Origin of the sequence: Curtobacterium sp. MCPF17_003 (genome assembly GCF_003224385.1) — a bacterium.
In the GTDB taxonomy this organism is placed as follows: domain Bacteria; phylum Actinomycetota; class Actinomycetes; order Actinomycetales; family Microbacteriaceae; genus Curtobacterium; species Curtobacterium flaccumfaciens.
The window spans coordinates 1-24,953 of record NZ_QKLC01000026.1; the positions used below are offsets into that span (position 1 = coordinate 1).

Below are 24,953 nucleotides of genomic sequence, written 5' to 3' on the forward strand. Positions count from 1 at the left end.
CTCGGTGGGGTGGAGAACCAGCGATGTGCGGCTGGTGAGCGCTCCGGGTGTTTCCCGGTCGTTGCAGGTGATTCGGCGTCGTCCGCCAGTCGGATTGGGACGAGTTCTCCGGGCCTGCCACCCCTAGGCTCGGGTCATGCGGGGAACGACGATCCGACCGACGACGGAGGACGACTGGGAGTCCGTCCGGGCACTGCGGCTGGAGATGCTCCGGGACACCCCGAAGGCGTACGGGGAGCGGCTCGCCGACGCGGAGCGGATGCAGGAGCGTGACTGGCGTCGACGCGGCCGCCGTGAGCACGACGTCGGCGGGACGACCCTCGCCGCGATCGGCGCCGACGGCCGGTGGCTCGGGACGATGGGGGTGTTCGTACCCGGCCCCCGGGTCGGGCCGCTCCTGGTCGGCGTCTACGTCGCACCGTCGCACCGAGGGCGTGCCGCCGGTGTCGCCGATGGATTGCTCGACGAGATCGAGGCCTGGGCGGCAGCGCACGGATCGGCTCTGCGGCTGCACGTGCACCAGGCGAACACCCGTGCGCAGGCCTTCTACGCCCGGCGTGGCTACGAGCCCACGGGTGCGACCGAGGCGTACGTGCTCGATCCGAGCGAACTCGAGGTCGAGATGATCCGGCAGCTACGGGGATCGCTGTGAGCGGCGGGACGGACGGAGCTGCCGGGGCTGCCGGGCCCGTCGTGCGGTGGCTGCTGCTCGATGTCGGTGGCGTGCTCGAACTCGTCGACGACGCCGCCTGGCCCGGACGCTTCCGGGCGCGGTGGGCCGAGCGTCTCGGGATGACGACGGACGACTTCTCCGATCGCCTCGTCGCGGCCGACCTGCCCGATGCCTCCCGTCAGACCGGCGTCGTCGACCGGTACTGGGGCGCGATCGGCTCGGCGCTCGGGTTGTCGGCCGACCAGCTCGCCGTCATACGGGCCGACTTCTGGGACGCTTACTGCGGAACCCTGAACCAGCCGTTGTACGACTTCCTCGCCGGACTCCGGGGCACGATCGGCCTCGCGATCCTGTCGAACTCGGGCGACGGCGCCCGAGAGGAAGAAGAGCGGCGCTTCCGGTTCTCGGCGGTGTTCGACCCGATCTGCTACTCCCACGAGATCGGTGTGAACAAGCCCGATGCCGAGGCGTTCCGGATCACCCTCGAGCGCCTCGGGGCGGATCCGGACGAGGTGTTCTTCGTGGACGACGTGCCCGAGAACATCGAGGCCGCACGTGCGCTCGGCATCGGGGCGCACCTGCACGTCGACACCGACGAGACGATCCGGGTGCTCGATGCGGTCGTGCGGGGGAGCGGTCGGCAGTGACCGTCGGCATCGTGTTCTTCGACGTCGACGGAACCCTCGTCGGCCCCGGCTCCAGCAGCAGCTTCCTGGCCGCCCGGTTCGGGCACCAGGACGCGCTCGACGACGCCGAACTCCGCTACGCCGACGGCGATCTCACCAACCAGCAGGTCAGTGAGGTCGACGCACTCGGGTGGCGCGGCACGACCACGGCGACGATCGACCGGTGGCTCGACGACCTCCCGGTGCTACCCGGAACCGAGACCGTCGTCGCGTGGTGCCGTGCCCACGACGTCGAACCCGTGCTCGCGTCGCTCGCGTGGCAGCCCGTGACCCGTTCCCTCGCGCGGCGGTTCGGGTTCGTCCCGAACGGCGGGCCACGCGTGGGGGAGCACGGTGGCGCCCACGACGGCACCGTCGCCGAGCACTTCGACGAGTTCGACAAGCGGGACCGGGCGCTCGCGCTCGCTCGCGACCTCGGTGTGCCGCTCGGACACTGCTGCGCCATCGGCGACAGCCGCTCGGACATCCCGCTCTTCCAGGCGCTCCCCAGTGCGTTGGCGCTCAACGCGGGTCCGGCGGCCCGTGCGGCCGCGAGTGACGCGATAGACGCGGACGACCTCTCGCGCATCATTCCCTGGCTCGACCGCTGGCTCCGGGAACTCGCCTGATCGATCGGCTCCGAGCGGGATGCGGCATGATCGGTCCGTGCCTGATGTGAACCCGACCGCCGCGTACCGTGCCGCCCGCGACCAGCTCCTCGCCGCGGATTCTCCCGAAGCGGCACGCGCCGGGTTCCGCTGGCCGGACGTCGGCGACACGTTCAACTGGGCGACCGACTGGTTCGACGTCATCGCGACCGACAACAGCCGCACCGCGCTCTGGATCGTCGAGGAGGACGGTCGTGAGCAGCGGCTGAGCTACGGGGAGATGGCCGCACGGTCCGATCGGCTCGCCGCGCGCCTGCACGGATTCGGCGTGCAGCAGGGCGACCACGTCCTCGTCATGCTCGGCAACCAGCTCGAGCTCTGGGAGACGATGCTCGCCGTGATCAAGCTCGGTGCGGTCATCCTGCCGACGTCGACGATGCTCGACACCGCCGACCTGCAGGACCGCGTCGACCGGGGCTCGGTGGCGCACGTCGTCACGACCCGGGGCGAGACGCACAAGTACGACGACGTCCGCGGGTCCTTCACGCGGATCGTCATCGGCGGTCCCGCTGACGGGTGGACGGAGTACCCGAGCGACCTGGGCGACCCCGCTCCCACCGACGAGGTCCGTCCCGACGTCGTCACCCGCACGACCGACCCGTGCCTGGTCTACTTCACGTCCGGCACGACGTCGAAGCCGAAGATGGTCGTGCACACCCAGACGTCGTACCCGGTCGGGCACCTCAGCACGATGTACTGGCTCGGCGTCCGGCCCGGTGACGTGCACCTGACGATCAGCTCGCCCGGATGGGGCAAGCACGCCTGGAGCTGCTTCTTCGCGCCGTGGATCGCCGAGGCCACCGTGTTCATCCACAACACGGCGCGCTTCGACCCCGCTGCACTCCTCGCGCAGCTCGAGCGGGCCGAGGTCAACACGTTCTGCGCGCCGCCGACCGCGTGGCGGATGATGCTGCAGTCCGACCTCGGTGCGCGGCCACGGGCGCTCCGCGAGCTCATCTCGGCCGGCGAGCCGCTCAACCCCGAGGTCATCGACCGTGTCGCCACGGCGTGGGGGCTGACCATCCGCGACGGCTACGGGCAGACCGAGACCACCGCGATCATCGGCAACGCCCCGGGTGCCGCCGTGACGCCCGGCGCGATGGGCAAGCCGCTCCCCGGCGTGACCGTGACGCTGCTCGACCCCGTGTCCGGTGAACCGGGCGACGAGGGCGAGGTCTGCCTCGACCTCACCGAGCGGCCCGTCAACCTGATGGCCGAGTACCTCGGCGACCCCGACCGCACGGCCTCGTCGATGCGCGACGGCTTCTTCCACACCGGCGACATCGCCGTCCGCGACGCCGACGGCGAGCTGACCTTCATCGGCCGCACCGACGACGTGTTCAAGTCCTCCGACTACAAGGTGTCGCCGTTCGAGGTGGAGAGTGCGCTGCTGGAGCACCCGGCCGTGGCCGAGAGCGCGGTCGTCCCGGCCCCCGACGACGCCCGTCTCAACGTCGTCAAGGCGTACGTCACGTTGGCCACCGGATGGGAGGCGTCGGCCGACACCGCCAGGCAGGTCCTGGAGTACGCGCGCACGGCGCTCCCCCCCTACGCGCGCGTCCGCCGGGTCGAGTTCGCCGCGCTCCCGAAGACCATCTCGGGTAAGATCCGCCGCGTGGAGCTGCGGGAGCGCGAGGAGCAGTCGGTGAGCAACGGCACGCGCGCCGAGGGGGAGTGGCGGGACGACGAGTTCCCCGGCCTCCGCGTTCCCCGCCCGCAGGCGAGCTGACCCGCACGGGCACCCTAGGCTCGGCCTGTGGAATTGATCAAGGACGTCTCCCGCGGCGACTGGCTGCTGGCCCGGGCCGGCGCGTTCGCCACCTTCGGCGGCGTCGCGGGCACCGGCTTCGAAGCGTACGTCCGGATCCTGCACCGGCTCCGAGCGGATCGCGAAGACCGCACGACCGTGGACGAGTACGACGAGCACCCGGTCCTCGAGTCGGCCGAGTGGCGCTGGGCCGACGTCGCCGAGCGCACCCGTCGGACGATCGACCCCCTCGTGTCGTGGCAGACGCTCAGCGGTCGGGACGACGAGTCGGACCTGTCCTTCGAGGACGGCTGGATCGTCCATCCGCCCGAAACGGGCTGGTACGAGCCGACGCAACTCGCCGCGCTCACCGGGCTCCTCGCCGAGGCGACGTCGACCCCGGACGACCTGGTCGGGGCGATCTGGGACGGGTGGGGCGACCTGAACGGGAGCTCGACGATGGGCTTCGGGTGGCAGGGCGAGGGCGAACCGACGGCAGCCGAGCGCGCCGAGATGCAGGAGCACATGGCCCGGATGCAGGCGCAGCACCGGCGGGAGCAGGCTGCGCTCCGGGAGTCGCTTGCGAGTCCGCGCTTCCTGTGGCCGGCCCGCGAGTGCTTCCTGCTCTCCATGTCCCTGCCGCAGCTCAGCGACCCGTCCTGGACGGACGACGCCCGCGTCGGCATGTACGTCGACTTCGGGCACACCCCGCAGATGCTCTGGCCCGAGGGGCGCGAGTGGGTGCTCGCCACCGAGATCGACTGGGACTCGACGATCGTCGCCGGGTCACGGTCGCTCGTCGACGCGGTCCTCGCCGACGCCCGGTTCGAGGCGTACGAGGTCACCGCGGACGCCTCCCCGGGCTGATCAGACCGGCAGGGTCACCTCGGTGCTCACACGCCGGACACTCTGCGTGGACGCGGCGACCACGGTGGCGACGACGATGACGACGGCACAACCGATCAGGGTCGTGGGCGTCCCGACCGCGTGCGCCAGCGGTCCCACCAGGGCCTCGCCGAGCGGGACGGCGACGAACGACCCGACCATGTCGTACGAGTAGACCCGCGACAGCACGGCCCGGGGGACGTTCGACTGCAGCGCGTGGTCCCAGGCGATCGCGAACAGTTCGATGGCCACCCCGCCCAGGGCGAACGCGACGAGCAGGGTCGGCAGGGCCGGTGCGACAGCGAGCGCCAGGACGGGGAGGGCGGTCACGGCCATCAGGGCGACGCCGATGCCGAGGGCGTGCCGTGGCCGCCACCGCAGCGCGATCAGCGCTCCGAGCGCCAGACCGACGGTCTGCGCCGCGACGACGAGCCCCCAACCCGCCCTGCCGAACGAAGTGTCCGCGACCACCGGACCCAGCACGGTCGTCGCGCCGACGAAGGCGGCATTGAGCACCGCGAACTGGGCGACCACGGTCCAGACCCAGCGTCGTCCCGAGAACTCGACCCATCCCTCCCGGATGTCCGCGATCACCGACGGACGGTCGGCCGGTGCGACGGACGGGCGACGCGGCAGTCGGATCCGTGCGTACAGGGCTGCAGCGACGGCGAAGCCGGCGGCGTCCACCGCCAAACCCCACCCGGCGCCGACGAGCGCCACCATGCCGGCGCCGGCGGAGGCCCCGACGATGGTGCCGGCGTTGATGCTCAACCGGATCACGGCGTTCGCGGGGCGGAGCAGCGCCTCGGGCACGGTCTCGGGGACCATGGCAGCGGTCGTCGGCAGGCTGACCGCGGCGACCGCACCGTTCAGGATGCTCAGGACGACGAGGAGCGGGACGGTGGCGGTGCCCGTCAGGACCAGCACGGCGACAGCGCCCTGCGTCAGAGCAGCACCGAGCGACGTGACGACGAGCACGACGTCACGGGGGAGACGGTCGGCGATGACCCCGCCGAACAGCAGGACGGCGACGTTCGCGACCGAGCGTGCTGCCACGACGAGGCCGAGGTCGACGGGCGAGCCGCTGAGGTCGAGGACGGCGAACGCCAGCGCGATCGGGGCGACGGCGTTGCCGAGGATGCTCACCGTGCGGGCGGCGAGCAGCTAACGGAACGGTGCGTGGCCGAGGACGCCCGTGGTCGGCGTGTTCACGGCCGCCGCATCGGGAACATCGAGACGGTCATCGACACCGGAACGGTGCCCGGAGTGCGGGGGCGCTGCGCCGCTGCGTGGAGCAGGGCGGATGCCTGGCCGACGTGGTGCACCACCCGGCGCCACGTCTCGGGGCCGACCCACAGTTCGGCGTCGGTGGAAACGCCGGGCCCCGTGGTCCGCTGTCGCACCCGTCGACGGAGTTCCTCGACCTGGGCCTCGACGTACACGAGCTGGTCCTCGACCGAGACGTCGTCCGCGCCACCGTCGTCGCCACCATCGCCGGATCGGCCGTCGGGGTCGAACGGTCGTGCCGACGACTCGTGCCGGTACCGCTTCGCCTCACCGCCCCGGAGTCGGAGGACTTCGACGACGGCGACCAGTCCGGCCCGTTCGAGCACGCGCAGGTGGTAACTCGCGGTGGCCTGTGAGAGACCGAGCTCCCGTGCGGCCTCGGCGGCGCTCATCGCGGTGCTCGTCACCAGCGACAGCAGGCGGAGCCGGATCGGGTGGGCGGTCGCCCGGAGGGACTGGAGGCTGGACATGCGGCAATGCTCTCCTGACCGGGAGGTACCGTCAAACGGGCCTTTGGGGGTTGTCCGGACCGATCTGCGCGCCGACCTTTCGCGTCCAGCGACAGTTCACGGCCCGCCGCGCGCGTGAACTGTCGCCTAGCGCGAAAGCCCGCGCGCGACGCGCGAAAACCAGCGCGACCCGCCCGCGTCCGCGTCAGCCCCGCGTCACCCTGTGGGAGCACGCATCTCCCCCCAACGGCGGACGCGGCGCCGACGGCCCCTCCCGTAGCGTCGAGGCCGTGATCGAAGTCAGCCATCTCACCAAACAGTACGGTCCGAAGACCGCCGTGGACGACGTCTCCTTCGTGGTGCGTCCCGGCAGTGTGACCGGCTTCCTCGGGCCCAACGGCGCCGGGAAGTCCACCACGATGCGCATGATCATGGGGCTCGACCGGCCCACGTCGGGCAGCGCCACCGTGAACGGCCAGCCCTACACGAGCTTCCGCGACCCGCTCCGGCAGGTCGGCGCCCTGCTCGAGGCGAAGGCCGTCCACTCGGGGCGCAGCGCCTACAACCACCTGCTCTCCCTCGCGGCGACCCACGGCATCCCGAAGTCCCGCGTGCACGAGGTCATCGACATGACCGGCCTCGACTCCGTCGCGAAGAAGCGGGTCGGCGGGTTCTCGCTCGGCATGGGGCAGCGCCTGGGAATCGCTGCCGCACTGCTCGGTGACCCGAAGACCCTGATCCTCGACGAGCCCGTGAACGGCCTCGACCCCGACGGCGTCGTGTGGGTACGACAGCTCGCCCGCCGGATGGCCGCCGACGGCCGCACGGTGTTCCTCTCCAGCCACCTGATGAGCGAGATGGCACAGACCGCCGACCGCGTGGTCGTGCTCGGCCGGGGCAAGGTCCTCGCCGACGCCCCGATCGCCGAGTTCGTCGCCGGTGGTGGCGCCGCTGCCGGCACCGATGCCGCGGTCAGCCGCGTCATCGTCCGCACCCCGGACCCGAACGGCTTGTTCAACGCGATCGGCCCGAACGCCGCGGTCACCCAGCGCGAGGACGGCTCGTTCCTCGTCGTCGGCCCCGACGCGCCGACGGTCGGCAACATCGCCGCGCAGGCCGGCGTCCCCCTGCACGAACTCACCCCGACCGGCGCGAGCCTGGAAGAGGCCTACATGGCCCTCACCCGCGACGACGTCGAGTACCGATCGGAGGGCACCCGATGAGCGCCACCACCTCGCCCACCACGCCGTCGACCCGGATGCACGGCTCCACCAAACTGTCCTTCCCGCACCTGGTGCGGAGCGAGTGGATCAAGCTCCGCAGCATCCGGTCCACGTTCTGGTGCTACGCGATCCTGGTCGTCGTCACCATCGGCATGGCTGCGCTCGTCGGAGCGAACACGAACAGCGGCGGCCAGGACCTGCCGACGGACATCGCCAACGGCACCGTCGTGAACGCCAACACCGTCGGCGTCCTGCTCTCGTCGCTCGTCGTCGGTGTGCTCGGCGTCCTCATCATCACCGGTGAGTACGGCACGGGCCAGGTCCGCTCGACCTTCACGGCCGACCCGCGTCGCACCGGCGTGATCCTGGCGAAGGCCACCGTCCTCGCCGTCACGACGTTCGTGGTCAGCGCCGTCGCCACCTGGATCGGCGTCCTCATCTCGCTCCCGCTGCTGGCGGGCAACGGTGTCGAGCCGGAGATCGGTGACCCGTCGGTGTTCCTGCCGATCCTCGGCTCGTCGGTCTTCCTGACCCTGCTGGCACTGCTCGCCTACGGCATCGGCCTGCTCGTCCGGTCGAGCGCCGGTGGCATCGCGATCACGCTCGGCATCCTGCTGGTCCTGCCGGTGGTGCTGAACCTGATGGCCGGGCTGATGAACGTCGAGTGGCCGACGAACATCGCGGCGTTCCTGCCGGACATGGCCGGTGGCCAGCTCTACGCCTACTCGTACGACGGCGCGAGCCCCGCCGACGACGGCGGAGTCGTGCTGAACGGCTGGGGTGGCTTCGGCGTCCTCGCCGCCGAGGTCCTGGTCATCGGTGGCCTCGCCCTGACGCTCGCGCGCCGTCGCGACGTCTGACGCGACCACCCCACGGCCGGGAGGCGCGGTGCCAGCCGGCGCCGCGCCTCCCGTCGTTCGCGGTGCGGGTCCACAGCGTCAGTAGGCTCACAGCGTGCGTTCCGTTCCCGCCCTGCTCCTGCCCGCGATCGCGGGCGTGTTCCTGCTGGCCGGCTGCGCCGGGCCGCCGCCCGTCGACGAGGCTGCGCTGCACGCCTGGGAGAAGCGGCAGATGGCCACCGACTCGGACTCGGACCGGGACCTCGGTGCGATGTACGCCCCGGAATCCGCCGGGCAGAGCGCGACGGGGAATGACGACGAGATCGACCGTGGCATCACGATCACGTTCGCGCACCCGGAAACGGTCGACCACCTCGAGTTCTCGTGCTTCGGTGACGGGCACATGAGCGGTTCCGTCATGGTCGTCTCCGGGAGCACGTCGCGGAACCACATCACCGAGTCGATGCCCTGCGGCGACGGAGAGCAACGCATCGACCTGCGGCGAACCTGGCGTGCCGACGTCGACAGCATCTCCTTCAACGGGTTCGACAGCGACCGGGACAGCGCCTGGAACGTCCGCGTGATCGGCGCAGAGCCCGCCGAGGACTGACCGAGCGAGCGCTCAGGACCGCCGGACGTCGTACCGGTGCAGGGTGACGCCGTTGTCGTACCGCTGCTGCTCGAGCAGGTCGAGCTGCACGAGCGGCCGGTGCCCCGAGAGCGGCGGATCGAACAGCGGCCGGCCGGCACCGAGCACCGACGGGTGCGTGAAGAGCATGACCTCGTCGAGCAGCCCGGCATCGAGCAGTTGACTCGCGATGCTCGGCCCACCCACACCGATGTCGCCTTCGCCGGCGGCGCGGATCGCGGCCAGCTCGGCGATCGCGTCGCCGTCGCCACCGATGACCCGGGTGTCGTGGTCGGCGGTGGTCCGGGTGCGGGACACCAGGACCTTCGGCTGCGCGGTCCAGATCTCGCCGTACTCGCGCAGGTACTGCGGCATCGACTCGTCGTGCCGGGCGTCGGGCCAGAACGGGTCCATCATGTCGCGCACGACCCGTCCCTCGACGGACAGGGTCATGGCCGCCGCCCGGGCGTTGAACTCGCGGTGCAGCGGCTCGTCGATCCGCATCCAGTCGGGTCCTTCCAGGCCGTCGTGCTCGCCGGGTGCGCGTTCGACGAAACCGTCGACCGAGGCGTTGATCCAGTAGACGAACCTCGCGGGCATGGCATGACTCCTTCGTCGAGCCGAGCGTACGCTCGCGGACGTCGCCCGTCGACACCCGCAGTCCCTCCAGCAGTACCTCCCTCAACGACGAGAGCAGGTCAGGCATGCGCCGATCGTCCACCGCACTCCTCGCCGTCGTGACGTTCCTCGGCGTCGCGACCACGGGCCTCCAGGCCGGACCAGCGGATGCGTCCGCGGTGCCGGGCGGAACCACCCGGGCGACCACCACCACGACCGTGGCGTCGAGTGCCGCCAGCCGGCAGGGCCGTGCTGCGCCCAGCCACCAGAACCCGGTCGCGCTCAGCCTGCCCGACGGGCAGACGGCGGCGAGCTGCGCGGACCCGACCGTGATCCACGGAGCCGGACGCGACCGCAACTGGTACCTGTACTGCACCACCGACGCGCTCACCGCGACGGAGCAGAACCCGGACGGGTCCCTCGTGCAGCACGCGGTGCCCACCTACCGGTCGACCGACCTGACCCACTGGACGTACGTGAACGACGCGTTCCCGACGAAGCCCGACTGGGTGGGCGACGCGAACGGGATCTGGGCGCCGGACGTCGTGTACCGCGCCGGCGACCGTGGCCGGGCGGGCACCTGGTACCTGTACTACGCGGCTTCGGACACCCCGTCGGCGACGGGGCCGACCGGCGGCGGCTCCGCGGTCGGGGTGGCGACGAGCTCGAGCCCGACGGGTCCGTGGAAGGACTCCGGCGGCCCCGTCGTGGCACCGCAGACCGCACCGAACGGGGACGGAGCGCGGTGGGCGTTCGACCCCGAGGTCATCACGGACGGCGGCACGACCTACCTGTACTTCGGCAGCTACTTCGGCGGCGTGAACGTCCGGCGGCTCAGCGCGGACGGCCTGCGCTCCGACCCGTCGACCGAGCGGCAGATCGCCATCGACAACCGCTACGAAGGCGCGTACCTGATGCGGCACGGCGGCTGGTGGTACTTCATGGGCTCCGCCACGAACTGCTGCAACGGCGCCCTGACCGGCTACGGCGTCTTCGTCGCCCGGTCACGCAGCCCGCTCGGACCGTTCACGGACCGCGACGGTGTGGCGATCACGAGCACCCGGGTCGGTGGCACGCCCCTGCTCGCGCAGAACGGCAACCGGTGGGTCGGGACCGGCCACAACACCGTGGTCACCGACTTCGCCGGCCAGGACTGGATCATCTACCACGCGGCCGACCGCAACGACCCGTACTACGCGGGGCAGCCGACCTACACGAAGCGGCCGGCGCTGATCGACCCGCTCGACTGGCAGGGCGGCTGGCCGGTCGTCCGCGGTGGTGCCGGCCCGTCCGACACGGTGCAGCCGGGGCCGGTGGCGCAGCCGGGCCAACGACCGACGTACCGGGCGTCCACCGCCCCGGTCGACGTGCCGGGTCGGACGATCCGCGCGCTGTCGACCTCGTTCGACGGTGCCGCGCAGCCGGGAGCGGAGCCCGGAGCGCTGCCTGCCCGGCTCGCCTGGACGCGTGAGCCGGCCCCGTCCACGTGGACCGTCGCCGACGGCACGTTCCGCTGGCAGACGCAGGACGCCGACATCCACCCGCCTGCGACGCCGCTCGCATCGGTGCTGTCCGAACCGGCGCCCCGTGGGGACTACGTGCTCCAGACCACGGTCGGTGTGGACACCCCGACGACCGGCGACGGCCTGAACTACGTGCAGGGCGGCCTGATCGTCTGGGGCGACGACGGCAACTACGTCCGGCTCACCTCGAACTCGATCTTCAACACGCGCCAGACCGAGTTCGGCAAGCAGGTGTCCGGGCAACCGGCCGGAGCGCCGAGCTACGGGAACATGGTCGTCGGTCCGGTCGGGGACACCACCACGCTCCGGATCGTCCACCGCGAGGTCCGGGGTGAGGACCGGTACACGGCGTACACCAGTCTGGACGGGCGGCACTTCGTCCGAGGCGGGACCTGGACGGCGGACCTCGGCGATACGCCCCGCGTCGGGCTCATCTCACTCGGAGGCTCCGGCTTCACCAGCACCTTCGAGGACCTCCGCGTGAGCACGGTCGCGACGCGTCGCTGAGGGCGCGGGTGGCGGCGCTGAAGACACCGGTGTTCGCAGGTCGAACCGCGGTCCGCGCGTGTTCGACCCGCGAACACCGGTGTCTTGCACGCCGCACGGCGCGCGTTCAGCCGGAGAACGTCGCCGGTGAACGAGATACCCGTCGGGATGCGAAGATGCATCGTTGGTGCCGGAGCCGAGAACGAGGGTTGGATGATCCCGACGGAGGAACACGACGCGAGCGCGCCGCTGCTCGACGGTCGGTACCGCTTGGAGCAGGCGATCGGCCAGGGCGGCATGTCCGTCGTCTACCGGGGTGTGGACGAGAGCCTGCACCGCCCGGTCGCGATCAAGCTCTTCCACGCGGGCATCGTCGACATCGCCCGGCAAGAGGCCGAACTCGGCGTGCTGGCGTCGCTCGAGCACCACAACCTCGTCAGCCTGCTCGACGCCGGTGTCGTCACCGGGCAGGACGGCACGCAGCAGCGCTACATCGTGATGTCGCTCGTCGTGGGGCAGGACCTCGAGGAGCGTCTCGCCGTCGGCCCGCTCGCCTCCCGGCACATCGCCGAGATCGGCTACGACATGGCCGAGGCCCTCGACTACATCCACGCTCACGGCGTCGTGCACCGCGACATCAAGCCGTCGAACATCCTGCTCGTCGACTACGGCAACGGTTCCGACCGCGCCCGCGCTCGCCTGACCGACTTCGGCATCGCGCTCGCCGCCGGCGTCGAACGCCTGACCGCCGACGGCGTGACCACCGGCACCGCCGCGTACCTCAGCCCGGAGCAGGCGCGCGGGGGCGAGGTGGGCCCGCCGAGCGACGTCTACTCGCTCGGCCTCGTGCTGCTGCAGTGCTTCACCCGCCGCCGCGAGTTCCCGGGCTCGCTCGTCGAGTCCGCCGTCGCCCGGCTCTCCCGCGATCCCGTGGTGCCCGAGCCCCTGCCCGAGCACTGGAAGCACCTGCTCAGTGCGATGACCGCGCAGGACCCCGCGGCCCGCCCCCTCGGCGCCGAGCTGGTCACGATGCTCCGCGACGTCGTGATCGCCGAGACCGCCACGGCCGACCACGTCGTCGAGCCGACGGACGAGACGGCCCCCGTGCCGACCCGCCCCGAGACCGACCGCCCGGCGACCCTCGACACCCTGCCCGACGAGTCGCTGCAGCGCACCACGGCGATGGCGGCCCGGCTCTTCGACGCCCCGATCGCCCTGGTCGAGGTGCTCGACGAGGACCGCGAGTGGTCCCAGTCGTACATCGCCGAGGGTGTCGACGAGGCGGCGCGGAGCATCAGCTTCCGCAACGGCTTCGCGCCGGTGCCCGTCCCCGTCGTGATCCCGGACGGCTCCGCGCACCCCGAGATACGCAACAGCCCCCTGGTCACCGGCCCGCTCGGCATCCGCTTCTACGTCAGCGTCCCGCTCGTCAAGCACGACGGCGCGCCGATCGGGACCCTCGCCGTGCTCGACACCCGCCCGCGGCAGGCGACCGAGGACGACCTCGCCAACCTCCGCGACCTGGCGGCGCTCGCCGTCACGCAGCTCGAGATCCGCCAGGAGTCCCTCCGGACGACCAGCGACTCGCTGCCGGTCCCGCGGGTGGTCGGCGACCACACCGCCTGACGGGAGGCCCGGTGCCAGCCCGCACCGCGCCTCCCGTCCGTGCGGTGGTCGCGACCACCGCCGCGCGCAAGTCGTCCGCCGAGCGGTCACGACCGGTCGCCTGGCGCGCTCCCGCGCGACGGTCCGTGGCCGCTCGACCACCTGCCAGCGGTGTGTCGTGACCGCTCGCGGATCCGGTGCCCGACTGACCGACCCCTACCGAGCGGGCGGAATGCCGGGGTGCCTCCGCGTGCCGACCCGGGTGTTTCGCCCGTTCGTGGTGGTGGGGGTTTGCTCGCGTGGGCTGGCGGTGCCGAGCGGGCGGAATGCCGGGGTGCCTCCGCGTGCCGACCCGGGTGTTCCGCCCGCTCGTGCGGGGAGGGCTCAGCCGAGGCGGGTCGCGGCGACGCCGCCGTCCACGTCGATCGTGCCGCCGTGCACGAAGGTCGCCTCGTCGGAGGCCACCCAGCGCACGGCGAACGCGACGTCGACGGGGCGGACGGGTGCTCCGGCAGGGGTGCCCGCCGTCATCTGCGCGAGGACGTCGTGCGAGTCGGCGTTCCCCGGCGTCGCGGTGGCCCCGGGCGACACGGTCGACACCCGGACGCCGTGCGGTCCGAACTCGGCTGCCCAGGCAGGGGTCAGCTGCTCGACGGCGGCCTTCGTCGCCGGGTAGAGCGCCGTGAACGGGACGCCGACGCGGGACATCCACGAGCCGATGTTCACGATGATGCCCGAGCCGCGCTCGACCATCGCAGGAGCCAGCGCTCCGACCAGCACGTGCGGCGCGCGGACGTTCGTGGCCCAGAGCGCCTCGGCGTCCTCGTCAGGGAGTAGTGCGGTCGGTCCGACCGGGTAGACGCCGGCGTTGTTGACGAGGACGTCGACCCGGCCGCCGAGGGCCTCGGTGGCGCGGGCGGCGAAGTCGCGGACGACATCGGGGCGGGCGCCCAGGTCACCGACGACGGCGACCGCGCTTCCACCAGCCGCGATGATGGTGTCCACGACGGCCTGGGTGCGGCCCGGGTCCCGGCCAGCGACGCCGACGTTGGCGCCCGAAGCGGCGAGGACACGGGCGACCGCTTCGCCGATGCCGCTCGAAGCGCCGGTCACCAGCGCGGTGCGGCCGGCCAGTCGGGCGTCCGTGGTCAGGGAGTCGAGGAGTGCTTCGTTGGTCTGCATGCTCCGATGCTCGGTCCGACGGACCCGGCGGTGATTGCCCAGGACTCCGGAGTGCTTGCCGGATCCTGCACGGGCACCCCTCGCGTCGGATGGCTCGACAGAATGGGCACATGGACGACGTCACCTCGGACCGGCTGGACCGTGCCCTGCAGAGCGTCCTCGCCCACCTCGACGACACGGAGCGCGCCGCACGGCTCGGACTGCGCCTGGCGAGGGTCGACCGTCCGACCGACCTCGGGTACCAGCGCTACGCGCCGTCGGTGTCGATGGTCCTCGCCGGACGGAAGCGCTCGATCGTCGGCGACGACGACCAGCTCTGGGGTCGCGACCGCTTCATCATCACGCCCGTCGACCTGCCGGTGATCGCCGGGGTGGTCGAGGTCGAACCGCCCGCGGGGTTCGTCGCGGTCGTCTGGCAGCTCGACCCAGCGGTGGTGGCCGAGGTCGCGAGGGCGATGTCCCGCCCCCACCAGGACGAGGCGCCGCCAGCCCGACTCGGCAGCTGGACCCCGGCCATGGCGGACGCGTTCGCCCGACTCGTCGGACTGCTCGATGCTCCAGAGGACATGGCCGTCCTCGCCCCGCTCGTCGCCCGCGAGGTCGTGCTCCGCCTGCTGCAGACGGACCAGGCACCGCGCATCCTGGCCGCGATCGGCAACCGGGACGGCGACGTCGTCGCAGCGGCCACCGCCCTGCTCACCGACCGGTTGGCGGACCCGTGGTCGGTGGCGGGCCTGGCCGCGGCGGTCCGGACGAGCGAGTCGACACTGTTCGCACGCTTCCGGCAGGTCACCGGCATGAGCCCTGTGCAGTACCTGCGGCGGCTGCGGCTCGGAGAGGCCCGGCGGCGGATGATCGTGCTCGGTGACACCGCCGCCCAGGCTGCGGCGGCGGTGGGGTACCGGAGCGCCTCGCACTTCTCGCGCGACTACCGCGCCCTGCACGGCCGGCCACCGGCTGCCGACGCCGGTCGGGCCCGTGAACTGCTCGCACGGGGTGAGGTCGCGATCGCCTGAGGCGCGTCAGTCCTCGGTGAGGGCCGCCGCGTAGGCACGGACGGACCGGTGGTACCGGGGGAGCGTCGGCTCGACGGCCTCGATCGCGACGCGCAGTGCCTCGGCGGAGCGGCCCGCGCTGTGCAGTGCGAGCGCGAGGAACACCCTCGGTGCCGCTCCGGTGGCTGGGTGTCCCGGCGCGTCGCGGAGCATCGCGATGGCCGCGTCGATCCGGCCGAGGTTCCGCAGCGTCGAGGCGTGCTGGACGACCATCCTGGCGGCGCGGTCCGGGTCGACGGAGTCCAGGCCGGCTGCGGTCGCGGCGGCGTACTGCACGTCGGCATCGCCCTCGTGTCCGCCCGAGTCGAAGGCGCCGCCGAGCTCGAACGCGCCCAGTGCGGGATGCGGAGCGTCAGCGGCGAGGTCGCGCATCCGCTCGATCCGCTGCTGGTCGTCGATCGTGTCGTCGTCCCACAGCGCCGCGACGCGTGACTCCCAGTCTCCGGTGCTCATCCGGCGAGCGTACCGCCGTCGGTGATCGTCGCGCGGAACGAGCGGACCAGCGGTGCGCCGGGCTGCACGACGGCGGGGGTGTCCCACGCCAGGGCCGAGCCGATCGCGGGGTAATCCTCGGCACGGACGAACCAGGGGTCGTGGTGGTCGACGGCCTCGATCCGGATCGTCGCCGGCCCGCCGTCGAACACCGCCGACCAGGTGATCCAGGGTGCGATCGAGCCGTGCGCGGCGGTCTCGCCCTCGGCGTCGGCGGTCCGGACGACGACCCCCGTGCACTCGGGGAACCGCCAGAAGAAGCCGCCGTAGCCCGCTCCGGTCCGGCCGTTGCTGCCCGGCCCACCGAGGTGCACGGCGGAGTCACCGGGGGCGCGGAACGACGACGACCAGGACAGCTCCCACCCGGATTCGACCGCGCGCCAGCGCAGGGTGCGGTCCTCGCGCAGGACCACCGTGCGGTCCGGGCCCCGCCAGACGAGTTCCTCGGTGGACGTCGTGTCGTGCTGCTCGGCGTGCACGACCTCCACCGAGCCGTGGTCGTCGCGCCACACGTAGCCGAGCCCCTGGACGTAGGTCCGGCCGCCCCAGCAGTTCACGCCGTCGACGTCGGGGATCGCGACGCCGACGCCGCAGTGCCAGTCGTGGTCGCCGGGGTGGTGCGCGCTGACGACGGTGCCACCGGGGGTCCGGACCGGGTGCAGGTACGGCCGAGGGGACGACGTGGCGATCGTGCCGGCGCCGTTGCGTTCGACGGCGACCTCGACACCGTCCACCACGAGTGCGCGGATGCCGTCGTCGGTGCTCACACCACCGACGCTACCCGCGCGTCAGTCGGGCGAGCACGACGCTGTCGAGGACCTCGTGCGGGTCCCCGTCAGGTGTCGTCGCGGTGCGCGGCCGGACCTCGGCGACCAGGACGTCCCACCGGTCGTCGAGCTGCAGGGCGGCGAGGTCGTCGGCCGGCGAGGGGAACCGGTACCCCCGCAGCTCGGGCGGCAGGTCGTCGTGCGGGGGAGCGGCGTGTGCAGTGACGAGCAGGTGCCCACCGGCGTCGACGAAGCCGGCGGCCCGACGCAGGATGTCGGCTCGGGGGATCTCCACCGGCCACGACTGCAGGAATGACGCCGTCACCAGGTCGAACCGTGCGGCGGTGTCCCACCGGTCGAGGTCCGCGGCGACGAACGCCGTCCGGTCCTCCACCCCTGCGGCGACGGCAGCGCGCGAACCACGCTGGAGCGCCGTCACGGACAGGTCGATGCCCGTCACGTCCCACCCCTGCTCGGCGAGCCACACCACGTCGCCGCCCTCGCCGCAGCCGAGGTCGAGCGCTCGCCCCACCGGCAGCCCCCACGTCGCCGAGGCGAGCACGGCGTTCACCCGGCCGGACCAGATGCCGTCGCGCTCGGCGTAGCGGGCCTCCCACCATTCCCGAGCGGACGGTGCGGCGGGGGCCTCGGGGGCCTCGGTGGCATCGGTGGCAGATCCGGCGGCGGAGCCGTCGTGGTGGGTGTGCATGCACCTACTCCAGCGCACCGGCCGGGCCGGACCCAAGCGGTGTTGCCGACCCGGCAACACCGAACCTGCGGGGCGGGCGCGACCCGGGCCTCCCGTCCGCCCCGATCGTGCGCGCGCCGCGCCGCGCCGCCCGCTACTCGTCGGCGGGCAGTGGCTCGGCGTGCTCGATGCGGGCGCTCGCCGTGGCCATGTGCGCGTCCATCGCGCGCTGCACGGCGGACACGTCGCGGGCGCGCAAGGCCTCGAAGACGGCGCGGTGCTCGTGGAACGCGGCCTCGGTCGCTTGCCGGGTCTGCACGCGCCGCGCGACCCAGACGCTCAGCATCGAGCGCAGGCTCTGCAGCAGGTCGGCGAGCACGTCGTTGCCCGAGGCCCGCGCCAGCAGGACGTGGAACCGGACGTCGGCGTCGATGAAGGCCTGCGGGTCGTCGAGGGTCTCCTCCTGCCGGACCAGGTACTCGCCGAGCTCGGTGATCTGCTCGTCGGTGGCGCGCTGCGCGGCGAGGATCGCGGCCGTGCGCTCCAGCGAGGACCGGATCTCGAGCAGCTCGCGGGTGCGGTTCGACGCCAGCATGAGCCCCCACGACAGGGTCGTCGGGAGCAGGTCCGAGGTGCCTCCGCGCAGGTAGGTGCCCGAGCCGGGGCGGATCTGCACGATGCCCAGGATCTCGAGGGCGGCGAGGGCCTCACGGACGGCTGAGCGTCCGACGCCGAGCCGCTCGGACAGGATCCGCTCCGAGGGCAGCCGTGAGCCGGGGGCCAGCTCGCCGGCGGTGAGCAGCGAGACGAGCTGTCGGGCGACCACCGAGGCGGGGGACCCGACGGGCACGGACTCGAGTTCGAGTCGGATGTTGAGGGGGTCGTCCGGGCTGAACGCGGGCATGCAGTGAGCGTACCGGTCGGTCAACCGGTTGCGGCAGGAGCGGCGCCGAGGCGACCGGCGTCGCGGAGGAAGCAGCAGCGCGCGTGAAATGGTCAACCGGTTGACAAGTTGGCCGACCGCGACGCAGACTGGACCAGGCGCACCGATGCGCCCGCTCCCGATCCGCGCAGCAGCACGGAGCGTCCCGGCCCAGCAGCCAGGACTGTCCCGGCCCAGCCGCCAGGACCATCCCGGCGCAGCCGCCAGGACCATCCCGGCGCAGCCGCCAGGGCGGGAGTCGTACCACCCCCACCGAGCAGGAGTCATCGTGGACATCCCCGCCACGCGAGGCATCCCCACCTCGGTCGTCGAGAAGACGGCCATCCGCAAGATCGCGATCCGCATCGTGCCGTTCGTGGCACTGATGTTCTTCATCAACTTCCTCGACCGCACCGCGATCTCCTTCGCCGCCCCCAACGGCATGGAGGCCGACCTCGGCCTGACCGCCGCCCAGTTCGGGTTCGCGTCCGGTGTGTTCTTCATCGGCTACCTCGTGCTCGAGGTGCCGTCCAACCTGGCGCTGCACAGGTTCGGCGCCCGGATCTGGCTCGCCCGCATCATGATCACGTGGGGCATCGTGTCCCTGCTCTTCACGTGGGTGCAGAACTACCCGCAGCTCGTCGGCCTGCGCTTCCTGCTCGGCATCGCCGAGGCCGGCTTCTTCCCCGGCGCGATCCTGTTCCTGTCGACCTGGGTCCCGGCTCGTCACCGCGGCAAGATGCTCGCGCTGTTCTACCTGGCGCAGCCGCTCACGAGCGTCATCGGTTCCCCGCTCGCCGGCTGGCTGATGACCCACGAGGGGATCCTCGGCGGCCTGGCCGGATGGCGCTTCATGTTCCTGTGCGTCTCGATCCCGGCGATCATCGTCGGCGTCCTGTGCCTCTTCGTGCTCAAGGACAAGCCGTCGCAGGCGAAGTGGCTCGACGAGGACGAGAAGGTCTGGCTTGAGACGACGCTCGCTGCCGAGAGCGCGGCGAAGGGCGGCGGCGACGGTCACGGCAAGGGCGGCCTGCGTGCGGCCTTCGGCTCCGGCCGCGTCTGGATGCTCGCCGCGGTGTACTTCGGCTTCATCTACGGCCTCTACGCGCTCAGCTTCTTCCTGCCGACGATCATCGACGGCTTCCAGGAGCAGTTCGGCACCACGTTCGACCTGTTCCAGAAGGGCCTCATCACGGCCATCCCGTACGTGCCGGCCGCGGTGGTCCTGTACTTCTGGTCGCGTGACGCCTTCCGTCGTGGCGTCCGGGTCTGGCACATCGCCGTCCCGGCCCTTGTCGGTGGCCTGAGCATCCCGGTCGCGCTCTACATGAACAGCCCGGCCGCGACCGTCGCGGTCATCGCGATCACCGCGTGTGCGATCTTCGCGGCCCTGCCGAACTTCTGGACGGTCCCGACGCAGTTCCTGACCGGTGCCGCCGCGGCCGCGGGGGTCGCCCTCATCAACACCGTCGGCAACCTCGGTGGGTTCGCCGCCCCGTACATCACCGGTGCGGTCAGCGAGTGGACCGGCGGGTACCAGGTGCCGATGTTCATCGTCGGGTTCTTCATGGTGCTGTCGAGCGTGCTGATGTTCGTGCTCGGCCGGAACACGAAGCGCAACGAAACGGCCGCCGCGGCGTCCGGAGCCGACACCGCGGTCGCCGCCACGGACGGACCGACCGCCATCGCGAAGGAGGCCGGCGCATGACCCGCCTGTTCAACGACCCGGCGGACTTCGCCGACGAGATGGTGGACGGCTTCGTCGCCGCCAACCGCGCCCGGGTCCGCAGGGTGCACGGCGGTGTCGCCCGCTCCACCACCAGCCCCGAGGGCACCGTCGCGCTCGTCGTCGGCGGTGGCTCCGGCCACTACCCGGCCTTCGGCGGCCTCGTCGGGCACGGCCTGGCGGCCGGTGCCGCGATGGGCAACCTGTTCGCCAGCCCGAGTGCCCAGCAGGTCACCGCGGTCGCGAAGGCGTCCGAGCACGGCGGTGGCGTGCTGCTGAGCTACGGCAACTACGCGGGTGACGTCCTCAACTTCGACGCGGCGGCACGGGCACTCGAGGCACAGGGCATCGACGTCCGCACGGTCCGCGTGACCGACGACGTCGCGTCCGCGCCCGCCGACCAGGCACACCAGCGCCGGGGCATCGCGGGGGACCTCTGCGTGTTCAAGGTGGCCGGCGCGGCCGCGGAACGCGGCGACGACCTCGACGCGGTCACCGCGATCGCGGCCCGGGCCAACGACCGCACGCGCAGCTTCGGGGTCGCGTTCTCGGGTTGCTCCCTGCCCGGCGCCGACGAGCCGCTCTTCACCGTCCCCGAGGGGCGCATGGCCATCGGCATGGGCATCCACGGCGAACGCGGCATCGCCGAGGCCGACGTCCCCACCGCGGACGGCCTGGCCGACCTGCTCGTCGACAAGCTGCTCACCGAGCGACCCGACGGCACCGGCACCACAACACACGGCACCACGACGGATGCCACCCCCCGCGTCGTCCCGATCCTCAACGGCCTCGGCTCGGTCAAGTACGAGGAGCTCTTCGTCGTCTTCGGCGCCGTCCAGCGGAAGCTCACCGACGCCGGCATCGTCATCGTGGAGCCCGAGGTCGGCGAACTCGTCACGAGCTTCGACATGGCGGGCGTCTCGCTCACCCTGTTCTGGCTCGACGACGAACTCGAGCAGCTCTGGGCCGCCCCCGCCGACGCCCCCGCGTACCGCAAGGGCGGCGCCGTCCCGCAGCAGCCGGTGCCGGTCGAGGTGCTCGAAGCCGGCGTGGTCGTGCCCGTGACGCCGGGCAGCGAGGAGTCCCAGGCCTCGGCCGCCCGCGTCGCGAGGGCGATCGCCGCGATCCGCGCCACCATCGACGACCACGCCGACGAGCTCGGCCGCATCGACGCCGTCGCCGGTGACGGCGACCACGGCATCGGCATGCAGCGCGGCTCCACCGCCGCCGACCGTGCGGCACAGGACGCCGCGGCCCGTGGCGCCGGCGCCGGTTCGGTCCTCGCGATCGCCGGAGATTCCTGGTCCGACAAGGCCGGTGGGACCTCCGGTGCGATCTGGGGCGCCGCCCTGGAGGCCCTGGGCCGCGTCCTCGGGGACGAGTCCCGTCCGACACCTGCGACCGTCCAGAGCGCGGTGCACGCCGCCGCCGAAGCCGTCCTGGCCTTCGGGGCCGTCCCCGGCGACAAGACGATGGTCGACGCACTCGTACCGTTCGACCAGGTCTTCTCCGCCCGGGTCGACGCCGGCGACGAGCTCGTCGACGCCTGGTCGGCCGCCTCGGCCGCAGCACAGACCGCGGCGGACGCCACGGCCGACCTGTTGCCCCGGATGGGCCGTGCCCGCACCCACGGCGAGGACGCCGTCGGCACCCCGGACGCCGGCGCGATCTCCTTCGCCCTCATCACCGCCGCGGTCCTGACGACCATCGACGTCCCCGCCTGACCCCCACCCCGAAAGGCACACCCGCATGAGTGAGCAGCAGTTCCGCATCGTCGTCGGTTCGGACGACGCCGGCTTCGACTACAAGGAGGCCATCAAGGCCGACCTGGCGAAGGACCCCCGCGTGGCCTCCGTCGTCGACGTGGGCGTGGACGCCGACGGCCACACCGCCTACCCGCACGTCGCCGTCGACGCCGCTCGTCTGGTGGCGAACGGCGAGGCCGACCGCGCCATCCTGATCTGCGGCACCGGGCTCGGTGTCGCGATCGCGGCGAACAAGGTCCCCGGCATCCGCGCCGTGACCGCGCACGACTCGTTCTCGGTCGAGCGCTCGATCCTGTCGAACGACGCCCAGGTCCTCTGCATGGGTCAGCGCGTCGTCGGGGTCGAGGTCGCGCGCCGGATGGCGACGGAGTGGCTCGGTTACACCTTCGACCAGACGAGCGCGAGTGCCGAGAAGGTCAACGCGATCTGTGCCTACGACGGTTCTGCCCCGGTCGGGACCGACGCCTGATGCCCGCGACCACGGCGACCGCCCCCGTGACGATCGGGGTGTCGCTCAAGATGTACTTCTCGCACGCCCGGACGCTCGCGTGGGCGGCCGCCGTGGCCGACATCGCCCGGAGCCACCCGGCGGTGCGGTCCGGCGCGGTCGAGCTCTTCGTCGTGCCGACGTTCCCGTCGCTCGTCCCCGTCCGGGCGATCCTGACCGAGTCGGGCGTCCCGGTGCTGCTCGGCGCCCAGGACCTCGCCTGGGCCGACGAGGGCGCGTTCACCGGTGAGGTGTCCGGCGCCGAACTCGCCGAGATCGGCGTCGACCTGGTCGAGATCGCGCACGCCGAGCGCCGCTCCCTGTTCCACGAGTCCGACCAGGACATCGCCGGCAAGGTGCACGCCGCCTTCCGCAACGGCCTCCGCCCCCTCGTCTGCATCGGCGAGACCGAGCGCACCGCCGACGGCGACCCCGCGGCCGCGATCGCCGAGGTCACCGCCCAGCTCGACCGCTTCACCGCGACGGCGACCGCCGACGGCCTCGCCGGGCCGCTCATCGCCGCCTACGAGCCGGTGTGGGCGATCGGTGCCCCGCAGCCCGCGCCCGACGAGCACATCGTCGCGGTCCTGGCCGGCATCGAGCAGCACCTGGCGACCCGGCCGGAGCTCGCCGGTTCCGTCGCGATCTACGGCGGCAGTGCCGGTCCGGGCCTGCTGACCCGCGGTGCCGGACGCATCGGCGGCCTGTTCCTCGGCCGTTTCGCCCACGACCCCGAGGCGATCCGCACGATCCTCGACGAAGCCGAGGCGCTGGCCGCGACGCAGAACGGAGCACGGGCATGACCTCCCTGCTCGGCCTCTCCACCTACGCCTACTCCTGGCGCATGTCCGACCGCGTCCCGTCGCCGATGTCCCTCGACGACGCCCTGCGCGACGCCGCGTCGCACGACGGCGTCGACCTGTTCCAGATCTGCGACCATCTGCCGCTCGACACCGCGACCGACGAGCGCCTGGCCTCGATCCGGTCCCTGGCCGCCGACCTCGGTCTCACGCTCGAGGTCGGAACCCGCGGCACCCGTCCCGAGCACCTCGCCCGGTACCTGCACGTCGCGCAGCAGCTCGGCGCGACGCTCGTGCGCAGCATGTGGACGAGCGGCGACGACCAGCCCGACGCGGCCGAGACCGAACGACGCCTGCGGCAGGCGCTCCCCGCCTACGAGCGCGCGGGCGTGACCCTCGCGCTGGAGACCTACGAGGTCGTCGCCACCGCCGACCTCGTCGCCGTCGTCCGGGCGATCGGCTCCGACAGCCTCGGCATCTGCCTCGACCCGGCGAACACCGTCGCCCGGCTCGAACACCCGAGGGACGTCGTGGCGATGACCGGCCCGCACGTCGTGAACTGGCACGTCAAGGACTCCGCCTTCACCCGTTCACCGGGCTGGGTCGGTTTCCAGTACACCGGCGTCCCGATCGGCACCGGGGTCCTCGACCACGACGCCGTCCGCGCCGCGCTCGAGCCCGACACCCGGGGGATCAACCGCGTCATCGAGTTCTGGCTGCCGTGGCAGGACGAGCACGCGGGCGCCGAACCGCTGCCGGGGGAGACCCCCGCACAGACCACCACCCGCATCGAAGCGGCGTGGACCGAACACACCATCGAGTACATCAGGAGCAAGGAATCATGACCGACACCGTCACCACCCCCCACACCGTCGCTGCCGGATCCGGCACGGCCGACGTCACCGTCGCCGTGATCGGTGCCGGCGGCAAGATGGGCACCCGCGTCTCGAACAACTTCGCGAAGAGCGAGTACACCACCCTCTACAGCGAGGCCTCGCCCGCCGGCCAGGAGCGCATCCGGGCCCTCGGCCGCGAGATCACCGACAGCCTCGACGCCGCGAAGGCCGCCGACGTCGTCGTCCTCGCCGTCCCGGACGTCCTGCTCGGCACCATCTCGGAGCAGCTCGTCCCCGTCATGAAGCCCGGCGCGTCGATCCTGACGCTCGACCCCGCGGCCGCCTACGCCGGTCTGCTGGCGAAGCGCGAGGACATCCACTACGCCGTGGCGCACCCGTGCCACCCGTCGGTGTTCCTCGAGCGCACCACCAAGGCCGAGTGGGACGACACCTTCGGTGGCATCGCCGCCCCGCAGGAGGTCATCGCGGCCTTCGACGCCTCGGAGTCGCTCGGCGACGAGGGCGACCGCGCCAAGGCCGTCGCCGAGGCCGTCATCACCACGATGTACGCCCCGGTCATCCAGGTGCACTGGGTCACGGTGAAGCAGCTGGCCGTGCTCGAGCCGACCCTGGTCGAGACGATCGCCTGCATGATCGGCGACTTCCTCAACGACGCCCTCGAGGAGACCGTCACCGGTGTCGGCGTGCCCCGCGAGGCCGCCCGCGCCATGCTCTACGGCCACACCTGGATCGCGCTGACGAACGGCCTGCGCGGCTCGAACCCGTTCTCCGATGCCTGCCACATCGCGATGGGCTACGGCCGCGAGAAGCTCATCAAGGAGGACTGGAAGCAGGTCTTCGACGACAGCGAGCTCGACTCGGTCATCGCGAAGATGCTCAAGATCGACGCCGTCCGGCGCTGAGCCGCACCGCCAC

At 72.2% G+C, this 24,953-nt stretch carries 25 protein-coding genes; 17 read left to right on the forward strand and 8 right to left on the reverse strand.

Annotation, left to right across the window (positions count from 1 at the left end; genetic code table 11):
- Positions 1 to 136: 136 nt before the first annotated feature.
- The 5 genes from DEJ30_RS16925 to DEJ30_RS16945 are packed head-to-tail and all read left to right on the forward strand — an operon-like array spanning position 137 to position 4,620.
- Positions 137 to 652: an N-acetyltransferase gene (locus tag DEJ30_RS16925; protein ID WP_110862829.1), complete on the forward strand. Its 516-nt coding sequence runs from the start codon at positions 137 to 139 to the stop codon at positions 650 to 652.
- Positions 649 to 1,320 (forward strand): HAD-IA family hydrolase, encoded by a 672-nt coding sequence (locus DEJ30_RS16930; RefSeq protein WP_110862830.1) that lies wholly within the window; start codon positions 649 to 651, stop codon positions 1,318 to 1,320. The genes DEJ30_RS16925 and DEJ30_RS16930 overlap by 4 nt, the downstream gene beginning before the upstream one ends.
- Entirely contained in the window at positions 1,317 to 1,967 is a 651-nt protein-coding gene (locus tag DEJ30_RS16935; RefSeq protein WP_110862831.1) for an HAD family phosphatase, read from the forward strand. The genes DEJ30_RS16930 and DEJ30_RS16935 overlap by 4 nt, the downstream gene beginning before the upstream one ends.
- A 19-nt stretch (positions 1,968 to 1,986) precedes the next feature.
- The gene (locus DEJ30_RS16940; RefSeq protein WP_110862832.1) at positions 1,987 to 3,735 is read left to right on the forward strand and encodes an AMP-binding protein; all 1,749 of its coding nucleotides are present in this window, start codon (positions 1,987 to 1,989) and stop codon (positions 3,733 to 3,735) included.
- A gap of 27 nt (positions 3,736 to 3,762) precedes the next feature.
- Positions 3,763 to 4,620: a hypothetical protein gene (locus DEJ30_RS16945; protein ID WP_146238633.1), complete on the forward strand. Its 858-nt coding sequence runs from the start codon at positions 3,763 to 3,765 to the stop codon at positions 4,618 to 4,620.
- Here DEJ30_RS16945 and DEJ30_RS16950 read toward each other — a convergent pair whose 3' ends face one another.
- Together DEJ30_RS16950 and DEJ30_RS16955 are read right to left on the reverse strand one after the other, a co-directional pair.
- Positions 4,621 to 5,784 carry an MFS transporter gene (locus tag DEJ30_RS16950; protein ID WP_258370034.1) on the reverse strand — a complete coding sequence of 388 codons (1,164 nt, stop codon included), beginning with the start codon at positions 5,782 to 5,784 and terminating at the stop codon, positions 4,621 to 4,623. It lies immediately after the preceding gene.
- A gap of 62 nt (positions 5,785 to 5,846) precedes the next feature.
- On the reverse strand, positions 5,847 to 6,395 hold the full coding sequence (locus DEJ30_RS16955; RefSeq protein WP_110862834.1) for a helix-turn-helix domain-containing protein: 549 nt from the start codon (positions 6,393 to 6,395) through the stop codon (positions 5,847 to 5,849).
- Positions 6,396 to 6,664: 269 nt separating this feature from the next.
- Here DEJ30_RS16955 and DEJ30_RS16960 point away from each other — a divergent pair, with 269 nt between their 5' ends.
- From DEJ30_RS16960 to DEJ30_RS16970, 3 genes are all read left to right on the forward strand, one after another.
- Positions 6,665 to 7,597 carry an ABC transporter ATP-binding protein gene (locus DEJ30_RS16960; RefSeq protein WP_071406056.1) on the forward strand — a complete coding sequence of 311 codons (933 nt, stop codon included), beginning with the start codon at positions 6,665 to 6,667 and terminating at the stop codon, positions 7,595 to 7,597.
- Positions 7,594 to 8,457 (forward strand): ABC transporter permease, encoded by an 864-nt coding sequence (locus DEJ30_RS16965; protein WP_110862835.1) that lies wholly within the window; start codon positions 7,594 to 7,596, stop codon positions 8,455 to 8,457. Before DEJ30_RS16960 ends, DEJ30_RS16965 begins: the two co-directional genes overlap by 4 nt.
- Positions 8,458 to 8,551: 94 nt before the next feature.
- The gene (locus DEJ30_RS16970; RefSeq protein ID WP_110862836.1) at positions 8,552 to 9,046 is read left to right on the forward strand and encodes a hypothetical protein; all 495 of its coding nucleotides are present in this window, start codon (positions 8,552 to 8,554) and stop codon (positions 9,044 to 9,046) included.
- Between the two features lie 12 nt (positions 9,047 to 9,058).
- Here DEJ30_RS16970 and DEJ30_RS16975 read toward each other — a convergent pair whose 3' ends face one another.
- Positions 9,059 to 9,664 carry a dihydrofolate reductase family protein gene (locus tag DEJ30_RS16975; protein WP_110862837.1) on the reverse strand — a complete coding sequence of 202 codons (606 nt, stop codon included), beginning with the start codon at positions 9,662 to 9,664 and terminating at the stop codon, positions 9,059 to 9,061.
- 104 nt (positions 9,665 to 9,768) lie between these two features.
- Between DEJ30_RS16975 and DEJ30_RS16980 the strand changes: the two genes are divergently transcribed.
- Entirely contained in the window at positions 9,769 to 11,712 is a 1,944-nt protein-coding gene (locus tag DEJ30_RS16980) for a family 43 glycosylhydrolase (RefSeq protein ID WP_110862838.1), read from the forward strand.
- Between the two features lie 192 nt (positions 11,713 to 11,904).
- The gene (locus DEJ30_RS18345) at positions 11,905 to 13,317 is read left to right on the forward strand and encodes a GAF domain-containing serine/threonine-protein kinase (protein WP_181420199.1); all 1,413 of its coding nucleotides are present in this window, start codon (positions 11,905 to 11,907) and stop codon (positions 13,315 to 13,317) included.
- A gap of 363 nt (positions 13,318 to 13,680) precedes the next feature.
- Here the strand turns inward: DEJ30_RS18345 and DEJ30_RS16990 are convergent, their stop codons facing one another.
- Entirely contained in the window at positions 13,681 to 14,478 is a 798-nt protein-coding gene (locus DEJ30_RS16990; protein ID WP_110862839.1) for an SDR family NAD(P)-dependent oxidoreductase, read from the reverse strand.
- Positions 14,479 to 14,588: 110 nt separating this feature from the next.
- Here DEJ30_RS16990 and DEJ30_RS16995 point away from each other — a divergent pair, with 110 nt between their 5' ends.
- The gene (locus tag DEJ30_RS16995) at positions 14,589 to 15,494 is read left to right on the forward strand and encodes an AraC family transcriptional regulator (protein WP_110862840.1); all 906 of its coding nucleotides are present in this window, start codon (positions 14,589 to 14,591) and stop codon (positions 15,492 to 15,494) included.
- Between the two features lie 6 nt (positions 15,495 to 15,500).
- Here the strand turns inward: DEJ30_RS16995 and DEJ30_RS17000 are convergent, their stop codons facing one another.
- The 4 genes from DEJ30_RS17000 to DEJ30_RS17015 all read right to left on the reverse strand — a co-directional run bounded on the left by DEJ30_RS17000 (position 15,501) and on the right by DEJ30_RS17015 (position 18,384).
- On the reverse strand, positions 15,501 to 15,986 hold the full coding sequence (locus DEJ30_RS17000) for a tetratricopeptide repeat protein (protein ID WP_110862841.1): 486 nt from the start codon (positions 15,984 to 15,986) through the stop codon (positions 15,501 to 15,503).
- Positions 15,983 to 16,792, reverse strand: a complete 810-nt coding sequence (locus DEJ30_RS17005; protein ID WP_110862842.1) for a PmoA family protein — start codon at positions 16,790 to 16,792, stop codon at positions 15,983 to 15,985. The genes DEJ30_RS17000 and DEJ30_RS17005 overlap by 4 nt, the downstream gene beginning before the upstream one ends.
- A 10-nt stretch (positions 16,793 to 16,802) precedes the next feature.
- Positions 16,803 to 17,501 carry a bifunctional 2-polyprenyl-6-hydroxyphenol methylase/3-demethylubiquinol 3-O-methyltransferase UbiG gene (locus DEJ30_RS17010; RefSeq protein ID WP_110862843.1) on the reverse strand — a complete coding sequence of 233 codons (699 nt, stop codon included), beginning with the start codon at positions 17,499 to 17,501 and terminating at the stop codon, positions 16,803 to 16,805.
- A gap of 133 nt (positions 17,502 to 17,634) precedes the next feature.
- Positions 17,635 to 18,384, reverse strand: coding sequence for a FadR/GntR family transcriptional regulator (locus DEJ30_RS17015; protein WP_110862844.1), 750 nt, complete (start codon positions 18,382 to 18,384; stop codon positions 17,635 to 17,637).
- Positions 18,385 to 18,691: 307 nt separating this feature from the next.
- On the opposite strand from DEJ30_RS17015, the gene DEJ30_RS17020 reads away from it, so the two are divergent.
- From DEJ30_RS17020 to DEJ30_RS17045, 6 genes are read left to right on the forward strand one after another with little or no spacing between them, the layout of a single operon-like run.
- Positions 18,692 to 20,110 (forward strand): MFS transporter, encoded by a 1,419-nt coding sequence (locus DEJ30_RS17020; protein WP_110862845.1) that lies wholly within the window; start codon positions 18,692 to 18,694, stop codon positions 20,108 to 20,110.
- A complete protein-coding gene (locus DEJ30_RS17025) occupies positions 20,107 to 21,852 on the forward strand; it encodes a dihydroxyacetone kinase family protein (protein ID WP_110862846.1) in 1,746 nt (581 codons plus the stop codon). Before DEJ30_RS17020 ends, DEJ30_RS17025 begins: the two co-directional genes overlap by 4 nt.
- Before the next feature lie 25 nt (positions 21,853 to 21,877).
- Entirely contained in the window at positions 21,878 to 22,363 is a 486-nt protein-coding gene (locus DEJ30_RS17030) for a ribose-5-phosphate isomerase (RefSeq protein ID WP_110862847.1), read from the forward strand.
- Positions 22,363 to 23,184, forward strand: coding sequence for a triose-phosphate isomerase family protein (locus tag DEJ30_RS17035; RefSeq protein ID WP_110862848.1), 822 nt, complete (start codon positions 22,363 to 22,365; stop codon positions 23,182 to 23,184). The genes DEJ30_RS17030 and DEJ30_RS17035 overlap by 1 nt, the downstream gene beginning before the upstream one ends.
- The gene (locus DEJ30_RS17040) at positions 23,181 to 24,026 is read left to right on the forward strand and encodes a sugar phosphate isomerase/epimerase (RefSeq protein WP_110862849.1); all 846 of its coding nucleotides are present in this window, start codon (positions 23,181 to 23,183) and stop codon (positions 24,024 to 24,026) included. The genes DEJ30_RS17035 and DEJ30_RS17040 overlap by 4 nt, the downstream gene beginning before the upstream one ends.
- Entirely contained in the window at positions 24,023 to 24,940 is a 918-nt protein-coding gene (locus DEJ30_RS17045; RefSeq protein ID WP_110862850.1) for a phosphogluconate dehydrogenase C-terminal domain-containing protein, read from the forward strand. The genes DEJ30_RS17040 and DEJ30_RS17045 overlap by 4 nt, the downstream gene beginning before the upstream one ends.
- Positions 24,941 to 24,953 lie beyond the last annotated feature (13 nt).

Excerpts from the sequence above, each read along its gene's own strand:
- DEJ30_RS17030 (WP_110862847.1), top strand. The coding sequence starts at position 21,878 with ATGAGTGAGCAGCAGTTCCGCATCGTCGTCGGTTCGGACGACGCCGGC.
- DEJ30_RS17025 (WP_110862846.1), top strand. The coding sequence starts at position 20,107 with ATGACCCGCCTGTTCAACGACCCGGCGGACTTCGCCGACGAGATGGTG.
- DEJ30_RS16990 (WP_110862839.1), bottom strand. The coding sequence starts at position 14,478 with ATGCAGACCAACGAAGCACTCCTCGACTCCCTGACCACGGACGCCCGA.
- DEJ30_RS18345 (WP_181420199.1), top strand. The coding sequence starts at position 11,905 with ATGATCCCGACGGAGGAACACGACGCGAGCGCGCCGCTGCTCGACGGT.
- DEJ30_RS16995 (WP_110862840.1), top strand. The coding sequence starts at position 14,589 with ATGGACGACGTCACCTCGGACCGGCTGGACCGTGCCCTGCAGAGCGTC.
- DEJ30_RS16925 (WP_110862829.1), top strand. The coding sequence starts at position 137 with ATGCGGGGAACGACGATCCGACCGACGACGGAGGACGACTGGGAGTCC.
- DEJ30_RS16980 (WP_110862838.1), top strand. The coding sequence starts at position 9,769 with ATGCGCCGATCGTCCACCGCACTCCTCGCCGTCGTGACGTTCCTCGGC.
- DEJ30_RS17045 (WP_110862850.1), top strand. The coding sequence starts at position 24,023 with ATGACCGACACCGTCACCACCCCCCACACCGTCGCTGCCGGATCCGGC.
- DEJ30_RS16975 (WP_110862837.1), bottom strand. The coding sequence starts at position 9,664 with ATGCCCGCGAGGTTCGTCTACTGGATCAACGCCTCGGTCGACGGTTTC.
- DEJ30_RS17015 (WP_110862844.1), bottom strand. The coding sequence starts at position 18,384 with ATGCCCGCGTTCAGCCCGGACGACCCCCTCAACATCCGACTCGAACTC.
- DEJ30_RS17000 (WP_110862841.1), bottom strand. The coding sequence starts at position 15,986 with ATGAGCACCGGAGACTGGGAGTCACGCGTCGCGGCGCTGTGGGACGAC.
- DEJ30_RS17040 (WP_110862849.1), top strand. The coding sequence starts at position 23,181 with ATGACCTCCCTGCTCGGCCTCTCCACCTACGCCTACTCCTGGCGCATG.
- DEJ30_RS17035 (WP_110862848.1), top strand. The coding sequence starts at position 22,363 with ATGCCCGCGACCACGGCGACCGCCCCCGTGACGATCGGGGTGTCGCTC.
- DEJ30_RS16940 (WP_110862832.1), top strand. The coding sequence starts at position 1,987 with ATGCGGCATGATCGGTCCGTGCCTGATGTGAACCCGACCGCCGCGTAC.
- DEJ30_RS16955 (WP_110862834.1), bottom strand. The coding sequence starts at position 6,395 with ATGTCCAGCCTCCAGTCCCTCCGGGCGACCGCCCACCCGATCCGGCTC.
- DEJ30_RS16965 (WP_110862835.1), top strand. The coding sequence starts at position 7,594 with ATGAGCGCCACCACCTCGCCCACCACGCCGTCGACCCGGATGCACGGC.
- DEJ30_RS17010 (WP_110862843.1), bottom strand. The coding sequence starts at position 17,501 with ATGCACACCCACCACGACGGCTCCGCCGCCGGATCTGCCACCGATGCC.